Raw genomic sequence first — 19,979 nt, 5'->3', positions numbered from 1 at the left:
ACAACATTTTTTTGATTTAATCATAATCAGTTTTTATTGATCTTTTATTTTTAATATGCTAGGTATTTCAAATATTTTAAATATTAATTTGTTTTCTGTGGGGCTGTGTATTTATTTATTTAATTTTAGTTAGGGAGAATAGTATGAAAAATTTGTCTGTGCTTTCTGTCGTTGGTCTGATGATTCCTTGTCTAAGTTATGCTGGTATGCCAAAGCTTCAATCCACAACTCTTCCTTTGCCTGTTGATAAAACAATGGAACAAATTGACAAACAAGCGATAGATTATGTTGTTGGTATTCCTGTTTATCAAGATCAAGTAGATATTCATCAGTACTATTATGTCCCAAAATTAAAAGCATCGACAAATGCAGATGGCGTATCTGCAACATTTCTAAAAAATGACGTCGCTGTTTCAAGTTCGTCTGTTATCGCAGATTTGAGTGTTAAAGTTTCAAGTTTAACAACTGAAGAGTATTTTAATGCAAGAAAAACAGTTATTGATTTGGAAAATATAATTAATGAAACAATTAAAAGGAATCCCGCTGATCCAAATATCCAAGTTTATCAAACTTATTTAAACAAAGCGATTGAAAAGAAAACTGAAATAGAGAAAAAGGCAAGCGGGTTTGAGCAAACTCTACCACAAGGAATTTTAACCTCAATTTATAATAATATTGCCACTATTTTTGGAGCAGCAGGAATTCACTTTCCAATCCATGAAAACGAAAATGTTACAGCTAGACATAATAGATTAAATCAAAAATTAGTTGATTTAAATTCTTCTAATGGTGGTCTTATTACTGGAAATATTTATGGTGGATTTAGTGATAGTGAACTTTTAAAAATAAAAACATATAAATCGAAATATGCACAAAATATTAAAGTTTCTGTTATACCACTTGCGAGTTTATCTTTTGAATCTTTAACTGAATTACAATACGATGCAAATGGGGTTAAAAGCCAACGCGCAGGTATTCCAATTTTCTCTTCATTAAAAGGAGGAGGAACTCTTACGGGAGCAACTTTCAACTTTGACTTAACTACGAATGGTGCCGTTTCATTTGCCAGAAATTTATCTCCATTCATTCCACCAATTAGCGTTAAAGGTGTTTTACAGCAAAATATAAATCCATATAATGCAACTCTTGATTGCGATTTTGGTCCTGGATTAATTATTAAAGATCGTTCTATTATTAATAAACAAGTCGCTGTATTCAATGATAATACTGTTTCTAATATGATTATGAATGGTCCTCAATCACAAAGTCATTGTCGCATAACGGTTCATTCTGGTGATTCTCAAGCAGCATTGATTGCAGCTACGCAAGCTCTTGAAAGCGAAATTGTTAAATTAAAAGTGCAAAAATCTAATTTATCAGCGCAAGATAGAAGTCAATATTGGCAGCAAATGCAACAACAACAAGGACAAATTCATGATAGAACGGCGCAAAACAATGGCCATCAAAATGTTTTCCAAGCTTATCAACAATCAGGTTGGGCGCAGTCGGCTGTGAGTGCAATAGCACAAAGACCAAATTACTATTGGCAAACAAATGCACAAGAAATGGCATCTTTATCGGGATTAAAAATACATCGTGAGATTGTTTCAAATAATGCACGTTCTGTAAATATATCGATTCCAACCAATATTTGCTTTGTGTGGAATGTGCATGTGAAAGCATACAGAGCTTGCAATGAAGGTGAGCAAGCAACTGCATTACCTTTAACGGATGCAACTCAGGCCGCTCGGCAATCTCAATCCTGTGCTAATGTACAAGATGCTAATAGTTGTGGAGAAAATAGAAATACAAATGCTCCTACTTCACCTGAAGGGAATATTCTACCAGATAATCTTTAAGATTCTTTAAAAAAGCTTCAGAGATTTTCTGAAGCTTTTTTTCTCGAGGAAACAATGAAAAAGAGTTTTGTTACCATCTTACTTTTGTTATTCACTGTAAAAATTTACTCCTTACCAATCAATTATATTTATGGGAGTTTCAGAACTTCACAGTCAATGGATAAAATTTATTTTTTACCAACTTTCAATGAAAAATTAAGTCCAGAAGAAGTGAAATATTCAGATATTTGGTTGAAACAAATATTCACAGGCACACATTTTAAATATAATGATTTAACCGTGTCGTTAGATTATCACCCATCTGTGCAAAGTGTTGTGCGAGGGTGTTTTTGGGGGTGGCTTAAGCAACTCGATTTGCCTAATAAATTAATGCTCATGGAATTTCTTAAACCCGAGACACCCACTTCATTTCTTAGAGACGAGATTGGATATTATGCAGATTCTTTATTAAAATTTTCCCAAATAAATAAAGAAAACTGTCGCTTTGAAAAGCCTATTTTGGATTTATCATTTACCTATATTTTTATAGGATTGGACCAATACTTAAGTGAAAAAGCATCCAGCCGGCCGGAGGATGAAAAATATGAAAGAATTCTCGGGAAAACGTATACAGCGCAATCACAAGACTCTTCAATGAACGAGCTGAAAAATTTTTTAGCTTGGATTGATGCCTTTCAAATGTATTCACCACAAGCATCTGCAGAAATTGTGAATGAGTTTGTAGAAGTAATAGAAAAGTCACCTAAAGAAAGTTGGAATGAAAGTGAAACGGCGTTTTTATTTATAGATGTCTTACGGAGAAAACTGCCAAACTTCTCAGATTATATCAATGATTATTATAAAATGATCCCCTATCAAAAGAGTGCAAAGTTATTGCATGATAAATGTTTTTTAAATGGAAAGTTTTTAAGTGATAACTGTGGAATTCATTCTATTTATAAAAATTTTGTGGTTTTTAGATTAACTCGAAGTACGGACTTTTCAGATAATTTAGTTTGGGTGGGGCAATGAAAGCTAAAAATAAAATAATTTATTTATTGTCATTTATATGTGTTTCTTTGATTGTATATTTTGTATTTAAGGAAAAAAATGAACGGGAAAATATAAAGAGCGAAGATGTTAACTTGCTAAAAAATGAGAATATCAATAATGCGCAAAAAAATGAAGTTAAGAAAAACGAAACTATAGCTCCAAAAGATGTGGAAGATGAAATAAATTATAACGAACTTTCTCCTCATGAATATGTTGCTTGGTTAAAAAATCCAAAAGATAGAGTTTTACTTGAAATTAAAGATGATGGAGCACGTATATTCAGAAAAGGGAACGTAACAATAACTGTGATGCCTAATGGAGAAGAACTCTATTTGCCTGATGAGCTATGAACAAGATTAATATACTTTTACTTTTCCATTCCCATTTTATATTGTTCAATCGCTAATTTCGACATATAAGAATCATTTTTTATTTTATCCATGAGTTCAGAAGCTTTATTGAGTTCTTTCTTAGTTGCTGTAATCCCATCTTTATCGTTTGGTAATTTTATGTTTGGATTGAGTTCAGGATCATTTTCTTTCATCCAATTTAATATGAGGTCGCGTATACCAAAACTTTGAGCATCTGCCATAACTTTCGCATATTCGCCATCAAGCATGCCTTGAAAAATATCGTGAGCATTGCTTTCATCTTCTGGCTTTGCAGTTTGTCGCATACTTTTTATCATCATATCGATATAAAGAGTTTCAAATTCTTTTGCTACATTTTCTGCATCTCTTAATTTCTGCTCTTTTTTTGATAGATCTTTTACTGTTTGAGAAGGTTGATTGATTGATGGATCTGCATTGCTCTTCATTTTTTGTAAGATATCTTGAGAACCAATACGCATAACCAATCTCCATTTTACATGAGTTTAATTTGAGCTTTTATGGCTTTTGCAATTTCTAATGTTTGAATAATTGAGACAATATCTTTAGGACCTGCACCTAAATTGTTTAAGGCACGGACGAGGTCAGAGACTGAAGTAACAGCAGGCATTTCACCCACTTTATAATTTTTTTTGCCAACCTGTATTTCTAATCGGCCATGGCTGATAGCGACAGGCTCTATGACAACATTGCTTCCAGAAATAATTGTGCCCGTCCGTTCATTGATGACAACGAAAGCCATTGAGTCAGGTGTTACTTTAATTTGTTCTAAGATCGACATAAATGCGACAGGATTAAAACTTGGATTGTTTCTTGTAACTTTATTTGGAACTTTAACTGAAATGAGTCCTGCATTGATTGGATCGGCTATGAATTCGCCAAAGGTATCATTCAGAGCTTTTGCAATTCGTGTTGCGGTTGTAAAATCGGCATTTTTTAAACTTAATTCGATATTATTATTGCTAATAAAAGTGGATAAAAACTCTTTCTCTACAGTTCCTGTGTTTGTTAAAGAAACAGTTTTTGTGGTTGAACCGCGGGTAGCTTGTCCTGTTCCACCTTCAGCTCCCGCCATCGAAGTGCCCTGACTGATCGTTCCTTGTGCAGTAGCATATACTTGTCCATCCACTGCACTCAAAGTTGTCAGTAAAAGAGTGCCTCCTTCTAAGCTTTGCGCATCTCCCATGCTTGAAATACGGACATCGAGTTTGTCACCTACACGAGCAAAAGCAGGTAAAACAGCTGTTACGACAACGATCGCAATATTTTTTGTTATGACTTCGGTGGGTTCTACAGTCATACCCAAGCGTTTAAAGACTGTGGACGTTGCTCTGTTGGTTGCGAGACTCGCTTTGCTATCGCCAGTTCCTTGCAGTCCCACGATAAGTCCGATTCCAGAAAGGGAATTGCCTCTTACGCCACGGACTTCAACCAGATCTTTTAATCTGACTGGAAGTTCATTCTCTTGCGCTGTTAAAGGAGCATGAAATAATATCGAAATAAAGAGAAAGAAAGCATTTCCTATCATAGAGAAGTTTAATAAAACTCTCAATTTACTCTCCTTTACCTCGCTGCAAAATCATTTTGCAGCGGGTTTATTACCACCAGCGCTTCCTGCCGCTTTGCCTTTTCCTTTGCCATCAGTTGAGCCTTGTTGATCAGGTCCGTCAATTATTGTTGCTGAGTCTAAAAGCTTTTTAGCTTGTGCCATCTCTGCATCCAAGCGCCCTCTGTCTTTCTTTAGCCGTTCCTCATCACTTTTGAGGGCTTTTTGCTGCTCTTTCAGTGCATTCCTTTGCGTCTCCAGTTCCTTCTTTTGTCCGTCAAGAGCAGCAATAGTCGTATTCATATCAGGTGCGTATCCAGAAATTTTTCTTGAGACCGTCATATCCCAGCCTGCAGCCGTATATTCAGAATTTTGTCCATTGCTATTTTCATTGATTGCAATTTGGGTGATTTCTTTTGCATCAACTTCAAATTTGTTAAGACTCCGTTGAGGAAGTTTTGCCATGACTAATATGTTTTTGCTTTCCCCTGTATCACTTATATAATTTTTTGTTCCTCTTATGTAAACGTCACCGCCTGGTTCAAAGCCTACGATTTCAAATTTCATGGATTTTACTTGATCATATTTTTGCCCCGATGCAGGTGCATTGGCAGGGGGAGCACCTCCTGCTGGTGGTTGTGCAGGAGCAGGAGACTCTTTAAATTGAAGATCTTCAGGAATATTCACTGTAATCGTTTCACCAACATGTGAGGGTTGATATTCTGTTGCGAGGGATTTGGGTTGCAAGGAGTCCGTCCAAATACTTCCTGATGTTGATCCTGCTTCCCTTGTTTTTATTGATAAATTCTCTCTTTTAATAAATAACTGCTCTTGCCCACGAGAACTTTCTGCTGAATTATTTTTTTCTATTTTTAGCTCATCAATATTATTTTGCGGACCATTTATATTTCCTACCAAAGGTCGAATGGGTAAATTTTGCGCATAAACTTTGGTAGGAGCACAGCTTGAAAAAAAGATTATCATAGCAATAATTGCAAAAAGAATTGTCAGGCGTAAAACAATTTTTTTTGATGTTGGTTCGGGTATTTTATCAAAAGCAGATGAAACTTTTTTACTCGTACTGTTACCTTTGTCAAAAGCATACTCTACTGAATTTAAATATTTATCTATAGTTGAAAACCACACATTTTGATCATTTGTTTCTTTATCAGATTTTTCAGAAATAAAATCCTCTTTTTTAGTTTTTTTATTACGATGTTCTTTAACTTTCAATGTTTCTGTATATCCTTCTTCTTCATGTAAGCAAATAGAATCGAGATCATGAATAAAATTTTTGGTGTTATTATTTGATAGCATATTCAACCTCCCCTGGTGCAATCACTGTTCCTTCAATGATCCCCGTAGGGCGAAAAGAAGCATTTTTCTCAAACCAGTCACTTATTTGAACACGAATTATTTCTCCAAGTCCACCATTAGAGAGAGCTTTTCCATGTGTTTGTATGGTGAGCGCATTTGAAGGTTTGTAGCTTATTCGGGTCTTTTCACCTGTATGTACAAGAATTTCTTGAGATAGATTTTTCATTTCGATCTCTTGGCCTATTTTTAAATCTTTATTCGTTTTTTTATTCATAAAAAGTTTTAATTGCTCGATTGCCTCTTGGGAAGTTACATATGACATTTTAAGTGAACATTTATCATCACCTGTGAGACACGTTTTGATTTCAATGTTATTTGCGCTTAAAATTGTATTTACCTGCAGATTCTGTTTTGCTGATATATAATAAATTAATTTTTTGTCAGTAACAGCAATTTTCCAGAGTGAAATTTTATTTTTATTTGAATTTACTTCAAATGTATATTCTACAGTATAGTTGTTTTTTGTGTTAGATTTATGAATAGAAGAAAAAATAATTTCATTTTCCTCAGATCCTAAAGAATTACATTGTAGACAATTGACATTTAAAATGAAATCTTTTTCCGATGGATTTTTTTGTAATTGATTTTCAATAATTACATTTTCTTCAAAGCCATTTTTTTTTAAAACCTGCGCGATAAGATCTTTTTGAATTTCTGCACGAATTTGATCGCTCGCTAAATTTTTATATTCAATATAGATTTGTGGAGGCAATGCAAGCATAATTCACCTAGTATCTTTATTTCATTTGATTGGTTGAAGCTAACATCTCATCACCGGTTTTTATGACTTTACTATTCAATTCATAAGCGCGTTGCCCTACAATCAATTGCACCATTTCTTCTACAATATTAACGTTACTGGTTTCAAGTTCACCTTGATCAATTGTGCCCACACCATTTTCACCTGGTATTGACACTAAAGCTTCTCCCGAAGCAGGTGTTGCAGTGTAAAGATTGCGTCCCATAGAATTTAAACCTGCAGGATTTATGAAATTTGCCAATTGAATTTGGCCTAAATTGCGTGGCTCATACTCTCCACTGACTTTTGCTGAAACGACTCCGTCGATAGCAATGCCTAAATGCAAGGTATTTGCTGGTACAACGATTTCTGGTAACAAGGGCAATCCTTCCGAAGTGACTATTCTTCCATCCGCACTGCGGCGAAAGGTACCATCACGGGTATATGCTATGTTGCCATCAGGCAGTTGGATTCTAAAAAAACCTTTGCCCATTATTGCCATATCTGTGTCTTTGTTTGTGATTTTTATTGCACCTTCATCAAAGGACTTTTCAACAGAGACAAGTTTTGACCCATTGCCTATTTGAATCCCGCTTGGTGCTATTGTTCCTGTCGTTGTTTGCAAACCCGGAGCGCGAATATTTTGATAGAGCAGATCATGGAAATAGGCTTTACTCCCCTTAAATCCAATTGTATTGACGTTAGCCATATTGTTGGAAAGTGTGTCAATCAATCTTTGTTGAGAGTCCATACCAGTCGCTGCTGTATTTAAACTGCGAAGCATAAGCTGCCTCCTTTGTAGGGATCAAAATATTTCTATTTCTTCTTGCAGGTTAAATTGTTTTAGTGTGAAAGTCGTATGAAAACATTGCAGCTATCTAATTAACCATAGGAAATTTTGAAGCAGGGAGTTTTGATTATGTTTCAAGAACGTGCAGAAAATATAAAAAGTTTCGATGGAAATGAACTCTTTTTTCGTGTTTACACTCCTGCAAAAAAAGAACAGAGAGAGTCAAAACTGGATGGAGTCGTTCTTGCCGTTCATGGTTTTGGTGAACACAGTGGACGTTATGCGCATGTCGCAAGAGCTGTCTGCTCGAAAAATCTTGCCTTTGCAATTTTTGATATCCGAGGGCATGGTAAATCCGGACCAACACGTGGGGATGCTGAAAATTTACATGCGATGGTTTTAGACGTGATATTTATGACAAATCATGTTAAGGAAATTCTTGGTTTAACAAAACAAAAGAATTCTTTTTTTGGTTTGTTTGGGCACAGTTTTGGCTCTTTACTTGCAACTTATGCAGCAGCGCATTTGGCAGATTCTTGTCCACCGCTTTTTTTAAGTTCGCCTTGTTATGGGGTTAAGCAAAATATTCCTGTTTGGAAAAAATTTCTTGCTACAAAAGTTGCAAAGTTTCTTCCCAATTTGGTGGCTCCTATTGGAATTCCTCCCAATTCCTTATCCAACAATCCCGAAAACAATGAGGCGGCACGGCATGATCATTTAATTTTAACCCATATAACTGCGAGAATGGGAAGTACTTTCCTAGGGGCTCTCGATGAAAAAAAAATTGTCCAAGCAATTCGCCTCATCCGAGCCCCTGCCACAGTTGTTGCCGCTTCGGATGATAAACTCGTAAAAATTGAAGTGACAAAAAAATGCGTACCCTATTTTTCTCATAATGACAGTTCATTCAAAGTCATTGAAGGGGCGGGGCACGAGATTTTTAATGAAACAGAACAATGTCGATCACAAGCTATATCCGATCTTTTAAAATGGATTGAAAAAAGTGGTTGAAATCAGAAAGAAATGGAACTTAATTCATGATTCGGATCGAGAACTTAACCAAGGGTTACGCTGCAAAAACCTTATTTCAAAATACAACCTATCATTTTCCAGAAGCTGAAAGAGTGGCGTTGGTTGGGCCAAATGGTGCTGGGAAATCAACATTATTAAATATTATCTGTGGAATTGATGAAGCAGACAGTGGGCAAATATTAAAACCAGCAAAGGTAAATCTAGGTTATTTACCTCAGGAGCCGAACGCTCATCCAAAGGCAACTCTCCTTGAAGAGTGTGTGGATGGTGCGATTAAGTTAAGGGAACTCAAAAAACAGCTCGATCATATTCTTGAACAAATGGAAGAAAATTATAGTGAAGAAGTTCATAAAAAATATGAGAAAATTGAAAATGATTTTCGAGAAGCGGGTGGATATGCACTCGAAGCACGTGCGAAAGGAATTTTATTAGGTCTCGGTTTTCAGGATTTTCTGTTCAGCAAAAATCCGAAAGAACTTTCGGGTGGTTGGAGAATGCGTCTTGAATTAGCCCGAGTTTTTTTGAATGACCCAGATTTTTTAGTGCTTGACGAACCGACCAACCACCTAGACTTACCAAGTCTCATTTGGGTGGAGAAATTTTTGCAGAGTTTTCAGGGAACATTATTGTTTGTTTCCCATGATCGTGCACTATTAAATCGTTTGTCCACTGTTACTTTGCATCTTAATAATGGTAAATTAACACCATACAAAGGAAATTTTGATTCTTTTTTAGAGCAACGGGAGCATCGTCTTGAACTCGAAGCAGCGCAAGCCGATAGATTGAAAAAAAGAATGGAAGAAGTTCAACGCTTCGTTGATCGTTTTAAAGCAAAAGCTTCGAAAGCAAAGCAAGCGCAGAGTCGTGTGAAAATGCTTGCACGTATGAAGGAGCTTGAAGGTACATTTGACCTAGATAATGCTGCGGATGAAATTTCTTTTTCTTTACCTAAAACTATTGCAAGTGGTAAGGAAGTATTAACAATTGAAAAACTCAGTATAGGTTATGATAAAGTACTTTCAAAAGATATTCATTTAAAAGTAACAAGAGGACAAAAAATTGCAATTATAGGGCCAAATGGAATTGGGAAATCAACTTTATTAAAAACAATATCTGAAAATATTCGTCCATACGACGGTAGTTTTGAATTGGGGCACAATGTTTCTTTAGCTTTTTTTGCTCAAGATCAGTTAGATATTCTTGATGAAAAATTAAGTATTTTAGAAAATGTTATGAGAAGTTCTGCTCACGTCTCAGAAAGACGTGCCCGCAGTCTGTTGGGAAGTTTTTTGTTTAGACGTGACGATGTTTTCAAACCTGTAAAAGTTTTATCGGGTGGTGAAAAGAGTCGAGTGGGACTTGCCTGCCTTTTACTACAAGAAGCAAATTTTTTATTATTAGATGAACCTACAAATCACTTAGATATGTCAAGTGCTGAAATTTTAGCGCAAGCCATTGATGATTATGAAGGCACTGTACTTTTTGTGAGTCATGATAGAAACTTTATAGACTCCATATGCACACATGTTTTTGCTATGACCAATGACGGACGCTTTGCCTTATTTGAAGGAAAACTTGAAGATTATGAAAGATTAGCTCCATTATCTGGCTTCCCTGATATCTTAAGCCCAGATAAAAGTTTAGAAGTTGCAAAAATATCTGATGAATATACAAAGCCAATTCAAGCAAAGTCTTCTGATAACTCAAGAGAACAACAGCAAGAAAACAAAAAAGAAAAATTAAAGCTTGAAAAAATGAAAGAAAAAATAGATGCAGATATTCTTGATATTAGCGAGAAAATAAAGAATATTACTTCGGAAATGGAAAGTGTTGATCACAATGATTATAAACGTCTTACAGACTTAAATAAACAACATGAAAATTTTAAATCTTTATTAATTAAAGCTGAAGAAGATTGGCTTGGAATTGAAGAGAAACTGAGTGATTTGACATAATAGATTAAGTATTTTCTATTTTATTGTAACGACAGACTATAAAAGTAACGTCATCCATAAGTTTGTTAGGAAAAGTGAAATCTCTGAATTCTTTTATGATCTCATTTTTAATATCCGTGACATTGCTGTTTGCATTGTTTAATATGATCATTTTTAATCTTTTTTCACTAAATTCTTCACCATTATCGTTTAGAGCCTCAATTAAACCATCTGAATATATAATTATTGCATCACCATTTTCGAGTGCCACATTTCTTTGCTCATAAATTTGAGATGATTGTTCTGCTGTTGGAGTCATATCAAAGCCAAGAGGTTTGCCTTGAGCAATGAGTTTTGACAAGGTATTTTGACCTTTTTTCTTTTTAATTGTTATGGGGAAATTATGTGCTGCATTCGAGAACTCGATAGTCTTGTTTACAGGATCGAGTACAGCAGCAAACATAGTCATGACTTTATTACCATCACCACTGTTACGCACCACAGAATCGAGTTGAGATAGGATCGCTTTTGTTGTTATATACGGTTGTGTGTGTATGGAATCACAGTACCCTTTAACAACTGCGGTTAAGAGAGCACTTGCGGTTCCATGACCAGTCACATCTCCTAATAAAAGTAACAGTCTATCATTAGTTAATTTATAATAATTCCACCAATCACCAGCGCATTTATCAGCAGCTTCAAAATGATTTGCTAATTCAAAATCTCCTATCACTCTGAAATCATACTTTGGCATTAGATTATTTTGAACGAGTCTAGCAGTTTCTTGCTCACCAATAAGTCTTTGTTGCTCCTTTTGCTCTTTTATAAATCGAATATTATCTAGTGCATTTGATACGCTAATCTGGAGAGCCCTGATAGCACTGTATACAGATTCTGCTGCATTGTAAGAGAATTGATAGACCTGACGAATATCATGAATTTGAATTATTGCACTCACTTCTCCTGTACCATTGTCTTTAATATAAAATCTTTTTCTACCGAGAGGTTCTCCTTCAATATTATCTAAAGCTAAAAAATTATCTTCACCTGTTTCTTCAGCTTTTAATATTTCATGAAAACCTTCGGTAGACGTAAATTGTAATAAATAATGAATAACATAAAACTCAGTATTCAATTTTCTTTTTGCAATTTTTTCAAGAGAGTCTGACAACTGCTTTCCAAGGTCTTCTATAGAAAAGGTACTGGAAACCTTCATACCTTCTTCTGCTAAATTTTTGAGATTATCTTGATTTTCCTCAATTTGTGAGCTCATTATATTGAAGTTTTTGACAAGATCTTTCATTTCATCGCGACTGCCAAGTCTCTCTGGAATTTTAATAAATTTTCCTCGAGATATATTTAAACTTGCTTGGCTGAGCCTTAAAATTGAATTGATTAAAGTTTTTCTTAAGAGAAGTCCTATAGAAAAAACGATCATGACTGTAATTGCTAAAGCCAGAAATACGACATTGCGGATCATAGCACGAATTGCATTAGCAATATTCGAAGTGGAATAATCTAAAACAAAGTAACCGATAACATTTGGATCCGCATTTGCTTTTTTTCGATGAATCATACTGCCGATTATTCTCGAAGTTTCATTTGGGAGATTATCTTGATATAAAAAACTTTCTTCCCTTTTTAAGAGTTTATTTTCCAAAAATTTCATTTTCTCTGGAGTGATAATTTCTTTTATTTCACTTTCTTTATTTTTATCGAAATTACTTATTATTTTGTTGTTTTTTGTATCCTTTCCTAAGTATGTTACAAGTGAAGAATCAGAATCAAAAATATAGATTTTATAAGCATAATTATTTTCGATAATATTTGAAAGTGTCTCTCTGATTCCTGATATATCAAATTCCCAAAGGTAACGTGTTACTGATGGTAGGAATAATGTATAAATAAGTTTGTGTGAATTTAATGCTTCTGCTCTCAAATTTTTTTCAAGCATATAAATAGCTAAACTTGCAAAAGTAAGCATGACTACTAATGTTGATCCTAGTATCCATGAAAGTATTTTTGCAGTTAACCTCATAAAAACCCCAAAATTAGAATACCCTTTTTACTTAAGCAGCAACATTGGGTGGAGGTGGTTCATCATCCGGTAAATTTTGTTCTTTATGCATGCTGTCATAGCCACCTGATTTCTGTACTTGTTCCCATTTATATAAAACTCCTGCTTTTCCTTGAAACCAAAATTGTAATCCGACAGATGTGCAAGCATAGCGTTCAAAAGCTATTACGCGTGTTGTTTCGTTTGCCAAGTTTAAAATAACTTTATTTCCTGTTAATTTAATTTTCAAAACCCTTTCATGCTTCGCTCCTTCAAGCCATAATAATGTGCAATTTGAAGTCACAAGTTCACGCAATTTTTTTTGCAACGTAAAAAAGATCATAATAGTTGCCTCCTGGCATAGACAAAGAAACTTCTTGTTTCTTTGGAATAAAAGATTCCTTTGCTGGGGCTCTTTTATTGCTTCATATTTGATCGGTGCATCAGTTAAATAGTTAATGCGGCAAGAAATGCCTTATATTTATTTGAATTGACTTTTATTATAAAGAATTTGTGGGATTAAATATCTAATGAAAGTTTTGCATTATAAATTGTTTGAGAGCTCGAAATTTGAGCATTAAAATCAATTCCTATAAACGGAATAAAGGTAACATGAAGGCCACCCATGCCATAAAACTCTGTCCACGCAGAACTTTGTGAAACATGAACGGTAACACCATTGCTTGTAAAATCTGCATTTGTACTTGCGTTTGACCAATTTGCTCCAGCGCCAAGATAAGGTTTCAGAAATGGAACAGCTAAGCCAATTAATAATTCTGCATTTGTAGATGATGCTGTAAATGGAGCATAATTTGCAATTTGTGTGTATCCTGCTCGCAAAGCAAAAGATAGAGGTATTAGTTTTGGTTTAAATGCATATTGTAAAGCGATCCCTGATAATTCAATGTTACTATTTGGTATTTGCGCATAATTTAATGCCACATCTAGGCCAAATGGTATACCCAATTGAGCAATTATACGAGGATAAACTATTGATGCGGGAAAATTAGCGCTGCCATTAGTGTAGTTACTTAAAGAAGTTTTGGTTGAACTGGCAACATCAAAATAAGTCGCTCCTGCACCAACTGAGATCGAGAGTGGTAATATTCTACCAGATGATGCTCCAGGAAAAGACATAAATTGAAAACGTGTAGAATTTACAATCGGGCGTACGATATTGTCGTAGTCACTTTGGGAAGGTTGAGCCGTAAATTGATAATCGAGAGAACTTGCAAAAATTTTATGAGACATAAACAAAGAAAATGATACGCTAAGTATCGACATTAATTTTCTTTGTGAGGTTTTATCTTTAAAAAACATTTTAATTCCTTTCCATACAATACCGTTTACTTCTTAGATGAGCGGTAAATTTTTATCAAGCATGTCCTTTAAAGTTTGATTAGAAATTGGCTTTGCTAAAAATCCTGAAGAATACTTTGTCATAATTTCCATGATAGAATTTGGTATATCATCTGCATCTGCACCAGTAATAAATATAAATGGTGTAGATGGAAAACTTTGTTTAAATTCTTTCATTAATTCAATTCCGCTTTCATTATTTAAATATAAATCAGATAAAATAAGTTTGATGTCTTTTTGTTTAGTTAATTCTCGAGCTTCTTGAATTGTAGAAGCAGCGCAAACACCATAGCCAAGTTTACTAATTTTAAGACTTAATATTGAACGTAAATCTTTTTCATCATCAACTATAAGAACGTATTTTAATGGAACTAAATTTTTATTTTCATCGGTTGCATGCAATGGTTGGGGAACGGTATTACCCGTTGCTTCGGAGACAGCATGTAAAATATCGTCGCAGGTAAGTGAAATTTTAAATAGTGGAACGCCTTCCGATGTTTTTCCATATAAAACTTCGCATTGAATGCGTTCTGCCGTTTTTGCTGTGTACAAAAAGATATTAGCTATATCGGAATGCTCAGTTTTATTGTTGTAATTTATTTCTTCAGGATTTATTTTGGAATTATCGTTTGATTCAAGCCAAATATATAAATTTAATTGATTTTTGAATTTAGGATTGCCTGGGTGTTTATTTTTTTCAATTTTTCCAAGACACAATGATTGGAGCAATTTTCCTGGAATCTGCCACTCAGTGAGAAGGCGCCACAGATGAACCCACATTTGCTCAAAAATAATATAATCGACTTGCACATTTACGCTAGGAATTTGCAAAGTCGACCATTGCAATGTTTTGCGAGGTTGTTGAGTTAAATCTTGAATTTTTTGCACAATACTCCGAATATTATGTTCTTTCATTATAAGTTTTGTTTTACCACGTAATGAACGAATACGATTGATAATTCCTGTCATATATTCGGTATTTGAAATGAGCTTTTCTTTTACGACATGCAGCTCGCTGTGAACTTGCGAAAAAGTTTTTGGGATATGTTGAACGATATCATCGAGGAGTTCCGTGTATCCATGTATTTTTGCAAAAGCATTCATCATGTCGTGAAAACTCCAGACACTTAACTGACCAATTGCAACAAACATTTCGAGTTGATTTTCACCTATGTCTTTATAACTTTCATCTTCTGCTTCTTTAGTTGAATTATCATTTGAAAGTTTTAAAATCATATCTTTTAAATTTTGAATATTTTCTTTGATTTCATGCTTAACTGTCTCTGTAATTTCTTTCCGTTCGAGACGTAATTGATTAAATTGAACATCAATAACGCTTACGATATAATATACAATTTGGTTTTGATTGCAGGTTGCAGCAAAGTTTTTAATTGCTGAACTAGCTCGATAAATTGCATCAAAAAATTCAGGTTTTGGCCCCTCTTTCATTAAAATAGTTGCTACTCCATTGAGTTCCTGGATCTTCTGTTTTGAATTTGTTACGAAAGCACGAAGAATTTCATTGTCAGATAAATTATCATTCATATAATTTGAGCTCCTTGCTTAAGCAAAACTAGGATGCTCTCAGTTTAACCTGTTTTCCAGAAATTTATGTGCCAATTTTACGTGTTGAACAGTTTGCCACTTCACCCGATTCAATCCCGCTGTTTTCAAGTGACGCTGCTGCAAGATGGCGAGATCGGAATGTGATAAATGGATATGATTCTTTGTCTGCTTTGGGAGCGTAACCTATTATTGATTTACAAAAAAATCCTCTTAAGAATCGTTCTACTTTTGTAAATTCAACATACGCATCTTGACTAAAAGTGCAGTTGACACAATTAAACATAACGCTATACGGTGTATGCCACATCATTAGAATATTTTGTAATTTTGCTTTTAATACCTGAATGTCAGCTGCCGTGACAAAATCAACAGCTTCGGCAAAATTAATTTCCATTACATGCGCATTAAAATCATTATCGATTTGAATTGCACTGCGTAAATCTCCTTTAATTTTTTGAATTCCTCTGCCTCGAGCTAATCCTGTAAGTTTAATAGCTTCTTCATAGCCAAATATAATTTCAATTTTAAGATTCGGTTTTTTAGATTCATCATCATAAAATCCAATAATTTTACGCATAAAAAAATTTTTAAAAAATTTAAGCATATTTTCAAAAGCAGGTATTTGTTCTTGAAATATATGAAAATCTCTGAGATCAAATAAACATGTATAAGGAGAATGCCATGATTTTAAATTTGCAACCCATGCTTTTTTTAAATTTGAAATATCTTCCTCTGAATGTATATGGTATCCTTCTGGAAAGAATATTTCTAGAACACGAGCTGAAAAATGGTTTTCAAACTCAATTTTATTATTCATAAATGAACCTCAAACATATTATTGCGAAATTATATTTATTTTGCACAAAAATCCAACTTATAGAAGGTATTGTGATTTCCATCACTAACATACTACATAGGCTTGACTGTGGCGAGAGTTAAATCCTAATGATCATTTGTGGCAATTGACTTTCAGGAAGGGTTATATGAAATCACTGTTTTTATTTTTTACTCAGGGTGAAGCAGGAGCTCCCCAATATTTGAGTCGTACTGGAGAACAGGGAGCTGAAGCTCTCTCTGAAACAATATTTACATTTTTGAAGGATAGCCTTCATTTGGATCTCTTATCCACCTTAGAAGCAAGAGCAAAATCTTTAAATGAGGATATTTTATGGAAATCATTCAAAGAACCCGCATCACTCCCACAAGCAATACAAGCATCGATCCGACTATTTCCACAGCTTTTGCTTTTAGCTGGGAATGAAATGCGAAGTCTAAAAACGACCGAGATTCTTGCTAATAGAATTGCTCTGCCAGTTTGTGTTGATGAAAGATTAGATAGACACGCGAGTTCGAAACCAGAAATTGGCACTTTAAAAGATGCTCTTAATGATCTGAGCAAATTGCTAAGCAATGAAATAAATCCATCTATCATTCTTGTCGGCACTTCTTTTAATTCTCTGAGCGAATGGATTAGAACCCATATCCCAGCTAATAAATGTGTTGAATTTGAAAAAATACTCTCAATTTCATCTGAAAATGATGTTATTCCTTCGGTTTTGATTGCTGGATTTGAGAAAGAAGACGGGCAAGAGAAATGGTTTTTTGATTTACCTGATAAATCTTAATTAAAGGCGTGTGATTCTAAGTATACCAATATGAAGATCTTTCTTTTCACTCTTTCCAACTTCAAGCGATAATATACTTTGTGCTAATGTCGTAAATTGATTCATACCCATATCTTTTTGTTGAGCGGTTAATCCTGCGGGCATTTTTTTATTATCTTTTTTCATTTTACGCATCATAAAAGCGATAGCAATTCGAGCATAAATGCGCGGAATAATAAAATGTGTGTCATTTGGTGTGCTACTCAGCATCTTATTTATTTCATCAAGAATTTGTTTGGAAACATTTCGATCAAAACCTTTAGGAGTTAGTTTTTTCCAATCGAGTTCAATCCATAAACCAGAGCCACTGATTCGATTTGGCACAATCCAACTTTTTGCAGCAATCTTTGCAAGTAATAATGGAATAAAAGCCAATAGACCATAATATGAGTCGGTACCAAAACCAAAAATAACACTCACTATCGAATATACAATATAATCAGCTAAGACAAAGTTTAGTTTTACTTTAGGTAATTTTTGATAGAGCTGTAATAGGATATAAATTATACTTGTAAGAGATGCAATAACAATGAATAAAATTCTAAATATGAGTACTAATGTTTCCATATACCAACCACAACTTAAATGAGTGAGAGTGTAAGATTTACAAATTGCTTTATTAAAAGTCAGCATTTGTTGTATCTAGTCATTTGGGATAATCCCAGCGAAGATATAGTTTAGCTTAAATTTTTATGCAATGACTTCTAAAGTTCAAGTCTATTAAATAAAAAAATCGTCCGTGTTCAAGAGACCAGGCTTTGGTCGATTTTTATATATATTTTTACAAAGTTCAAGAGCTCCTTCTGCAAATAGTCTGCGCGAATGTGCTGTGTGCGTGATTTGCAGACTTTCACTATTATGACTGAGTATAAGACTATGTTCACCAACAACTTTTCCTACCCGAGAAGAAGAAATTCTTTCATGATTCACTGAAGAAGCATCGGCCAAGGTAATAGCTGTTCCGCTGGGAGCATCTCTCTTTTGCGTATGATGGATCTCATGAATTGAGAGATCAAACCCGAGTCTTCGAGCAAGTTCGCTTACACTAAGACCTGATGAGGTTTTTGCTTTTAAGAGCTGTTCAAATAAGAATATACCTTTGGAAAAATTTGAGACCATGCAAATTGGTATCTTTGCCGAGCACTTTTGAATGGCTTCTTTTTCTTTCATGTTGTGGCCCGTGGTACCTACTACGAGAGCGCACAGTTTTTCAAGGGGATTTTTATCTAATTCATTAATTATATTGCATAAATTTAATGTTCCTGCTGGCAGGCTCATATCGAGCAAAAGCAAATCGGATGGAAGATCTGATAACAAAGATCTGAAATTATCAACGCTTGCTAGCATTGCACGGGAAATCTTAACATAGGATGCATTGTCTTGATCGAGAATTTCAGCTGTGAGAGTTCCTAATCGACCAGTCGCTCCAATCAAACCAATATACATAAAAAGTCCTTATAAATTAACATATTCTAGACCAGTGAGGAGAATATAACGAGTTTCGCTTTTTTCAAAGCTTCGGATTGATGCAGTTTTAAGTCTTTGAAAATACATAATAAAATTTTATTTAAAAAAAACTTTTCAGAAAAGTTTGACAAGTGATCCTGGTTTCTGTAGCTACATCCCTTACCAGCGGGAAGCGAAACTGAGAAATCAGTCTAACAACTCAGTATAACTGGTAAAGTTATTTGACAAGAGAAGAGAGCAGAAACAGAGTGCGGGTCCTTAGAGGCTTTGACTCAATCGGCGCAAGTCGAGAGAGAAGGAAGCTTCGGGGCTCGAGATAAAAGACGAGCCGTCAAAAGAAAAAAAATCTTCATAACGCGAGTTATGGAGTAAGTAATTAGAGCTAAGAGTTTGATCCTGGCTCAGAACGAACGCTGGCGGCGTGCCTAACACATGCAAGTCGAACGGAGGTAGCAATACCTTAGTGGCGCACGGGTGAGTAATGCATGGGAATCTGCCCTATGGTGTGGGATAACTACGGGAAACTGTAGCTAATACCGCATAAGCAAAAGCCGAAAGGTTTTTGGAAAAGCCGGGACCGCAAGGCCGGTTGCCAAAGGATGAGCCCATGTCCCATTAGCTTGTTGGCGGGGTAACGGCCCACCAAGGCGAAGATGGGTAGCTGGTCTGAGAGGACGATCAGCCACACTGGAACTGAGACACGGTCCAGACTCCTACGGGAGGCAGCAGTGGGGAATATTGCGCAATGGGGGAAACCCTGACGCAGCAACGCCGCGTGAGTGATGAAGGCCTTCGGGTTGTAAAGCTCTTTCGGCTGGGAAGAAGGGTGTGGGAGTTAATAAGTCTCACATTTGATGGTACCAGAGTAAGAAGCACCGGCTAACTTCGTGCCAGCAGCCGCGGTAATACGAAGGGTGCAAGCGTTGTTCGGAATTACTGGGCGTAAAGGGTTCGTAGGCGGGAAGACAAGTCAAGTGTGAAATCCCCAGGCTCAACCTGGGACGTGCATTTGAGACTGTTTTTCTTGAGTTTTAGAGAGGGTGGTGGAATTGCTGGTGTAGGAGTGACATCCGTAGAGATCAGCAGGAACACCGGAGGCGAAGGCGACCACCTGGCTAAATACTGACGCTGAGGAACGAAAGCGTGGGGAGCAAACAGGATTAGATACC

18 protein-coding genes and 1 rRNA gene (1 of these 19 cut by a window edge) are annotated in these 19,979 nt (G+C 35.3%); 7 read left to right on the top strand and 12 right to left on the bottom strand.

Annotation, left to right across the window (positions count from 1 at the left end; genetic code table 11):
* Positions 1 to 143 precede the first annotated feature (143 nt).
* From EZS29_RS12085 to EZS29_RS12075, 3 genes are read left to right on the top strand one after another with little or no spacing between them, the layout of a single operon-like run.
* Complete coding sequence (locus EZS29_RS12085; RefSeq protein ID WP_130611015.1) at positions 144 to 1,859, top strand: hypothetical protein; 1,716 nt, start codon at positions 144 to 146, stop codon at positions 1,857 to 1,859.
* Positions 1,860 to 1,913: 54 nt separating this feature from the next.
* A complete protein-coding gene (locus EZS29_RS12080) occupies positions 1,914 to 2,870 on the top strand; it encodes a hypothetical protein (protein ID WP_130611012.1) in 957 nt (318 codons plus the stop codon).
* Complete coding sequence (locus EZS29_RS12075; protein ID WP_130611009.1) at positions 2,867 to 3,241, top strand: hypothetical protein; 375 nt, start codon at positions 2,867 to 2,869, stop codon at positions 3,239 to 3,241. The genes EZS29_RS12080 and EZS29_RS12075 overlap by 4 nt, the downstream gene beginning before the upstream one ends.
* A 17-nt stretch (positions 3,242 to 3,258) precedes the next feature.
* Here EZS29_RS12075 and EZS29_RS12070 read toward each other — a convergent pair whose 3' ends face one another.
* Genes EZS29_RS12070 through flgG form a run of 5 tightly spaced genes read right to left on the bottom strand, consistent with a single transcriptional unit; the run spans position 3,259 to position 7,726 of the window.
* On the bottom strand, positions 3,259 to 3,741 hold the full coding sequence (locus tag EZS29_RS12070; RefSeq protein WP_130611007.1) for a rod-binding protein: 483 nt from the start codon (positions 3,739 to 3,741) through the stop codon (positions 3,259 to 3,261).
* Positions 3,742 to 3,755: 14 nt separating this feature from the next.
* The gene (locus EZS29_RS12065; protein ID WP_130611004.1) at positions 3,756 to 4,832 is read right to left on the bottom strand and encodes a flagellar basal body P-ring protein FlgI; all 1,077 of its coding nucleotides are present in this window, start codon (positions 4,830 to 4,832) and stop codon (positions 3,756 to 3,758) included.
* Between the two features lie 27 nt (positions 4,833 to 4,859).
* Positions 4,860 to 6,143: a hypothetical protein gene (locus EZS29_RS12060; protein WP_130611001.1), complete on the bottom strand. Its 1,284-nt coding sequence runs from the start codon at positions 6,141 to 6,143 to the stop codon at positions 4,860 to 4,862.
* On the bottom strand, positions 6,130 to 6,924 hold the full coding sequence (locus EZS29_RS12055; RefSeq protein ID WP_130610998.1) for a flagella basal body P-ring formation protein FlgA: 795 nt from the start codon (positions 6,922 to 6,924) through the stop codon (positions 6,130 to 6,132). Before EZS29_RS12055 ends, EZS29_RS12060 begins: the two co-directional genes overlap by 14 nt.
* Before the next feature lie 16 nt (positions 6,925 to 6,940).
* Positions 6,941 to 7,726 (bottom strand): flagellar basal-body rod protein FlgG, encoded by a 786-nt coding sequence (flgG, locus tag EZS29_RS12050; protein ID WP_130610995.1) that lies wholly within the window; start codon positions 7,724 to 7,726, stop codon positions 6,941 to 6,943.
* Between the two features lie 135 nt (positions 7,727 to 7,861).
* Between flgG and EZS29_RS12045 the strand changes: the two genes are divergently transcribed.
* Complete coding sequence (locus tag EZS29_RS12045) at positions 7,862 to 8,743, top strand: alpha/beta fold hydrolase (RefSeq protein ID WP_130610992.1); 882 nt, start codon at positions 7,862 to 7,864, stop codon at positions 8,741 to 8,743.
* Positions 8,744 to 8,769: 26 nt separating this feature from the next.
* Positions 8,770 to 10,719, top strand: a complete 1,950-nt coding sequence (abc-f, locus tag EZS29_RS12040; protein WP_130610989.1) for a ribosomal protection-like ABC-F family protein — start codon at positions 8,770 to 8,772, stop codon at positions 10,717 to 10,719.
* A 4-nt stretch (positions 10,720 to 10,723) separates the two neighbouring features.
* Here abc-f and EZS29_RS12035 read toward each other — a convergent pair whose 3' ends face one another.
* From EZS29_RS12035 to EZS29_RS12015, 5 genes are all read right to left on the bottom strand, one after another.
* Positions 10,724 to 12,736, bottom strand: a complete 2,013-nt coding sequence (locus EZS29_RS12035) for a SpoIIE family protein phosphatase (protein WP_130610986.1) — start codon at positions 12,734 to 12,736, stop codon at positions 10,724 to 10,726.
* A gap of 31 nt (positions 12,737 to 12,767) precedes the next feature.
* Positions 12,768 to 13,097, bottom strand: a complete 330-nt coding sequence (locus EZS29_RS12030; protein ID WP_130610983.1) for a hypothetical protein — start codon at positions 13,095 to 13,097, stop codon at positions 12,768 to 12,770.
* A 176-nt stretch (positions 13,098 to 13,273) separates the two neighbouring features.
* Positions 13,274 to 14,074, bottom strand: a complete 801-nt coding sequence (locus EZS29_RS12025; protein ID WP_130610980.1) for a DUF6588 family protein — start codon at positions 14,072 to 14,074, stop codon at positions 13,274 to 13,276.
* A gap of 33 nt (positions 14,075 to 14,107) precedes the next feature.
* A complete protein-coding gene (locus EZS29_RS12020) occupies positions 14,108 to 15,658 on the bottom strand; it encodes a response regulator (protein ID WP_130610977.1) in 1,551 nt (516 codons plus the stop codon).
* 64 nt (positions 15,659 to 15,722) lie between these two features.
* Positions 15,723 to 16,496 (bottom strand): hypothetical protein, encoded by a 774-nt coding sequence (locus tag EZS29_RS12015; RefSeq protein ID WP_130610974.1) that lies wholly within the window; start codon positions 16,494 to 16,496, stop codon positions 15,723 to 15,725.
* Positions 16,497 to 16,662: 166 nt separating this feature from the next.
* Between EZS29_RS12015 and EZS29_RS12010 the strand changes: the two genes are divergently transcribed.
* On the top strand, positions 16,663 to 17,304 hold the full coding sequence (locus EZS29_RS12010; protein WP_130610971.1) for a hypothetical protein: 642 nt from the start codon (positions 16,663 to 16,665) through the stop codon (positions 17,302 to 17,304).
* Here EZS29_RS12010 and EZS29_RS12005 read toward each other — a convergent pair whose 3' ends face one another.
* Entirely contained in the window at positions 17,305 to 17,910 is a 606-nt protein-coding gene (locus EZS29_RS12005) for a hypothetical protein (RefSeq protein WP_130610968.1), read from the bottom strand. It lies immediately after the preceding gene.
* Between the two features lie 153 nt (positions 17,911 to 18,063).
* The gene (locus EZS29_RS12000; protein WP_130610965.1) at positions 18,064 to 18,789 is read right to left on the bottom strand and encodes a 4-hydroxy-tetrahydrodipicolinate reductase; all 726 of its coding nucleotides are present in this window, start codon (positions 18,787 to 18,789) and stop codon (positions 18,064 to 18,066) included.
* A gap of 399 nt (positions 18,790 to 19,188) precedes the next feature.
* Here EZS29_RS12000 and EZS29_RS11995 point away from each other — a divergent pair.
* A 16S ribosomal RNA gene (locus EZS29_RS11995) occupies positions 19,189 to 19,979 on the top strand; it runs 746 nt beyond the window's last position.

Origin of the sequence: Fluviispira sanaruensis, from assembly GCF_004295685.1 — a bacterium.
Taxonomy (GTDB): Bacteria; Bdellovibrionota_B; Oligoflexia; order Silvanigrellales; family Silvanigrellaceae; genus Silvanigrella; species Silvanigrella sanaruensis.
Note: the sequence above shows the minus strand (reverse complement) of the source record. Positions and strands in the feature narration are given on the sequence as shown.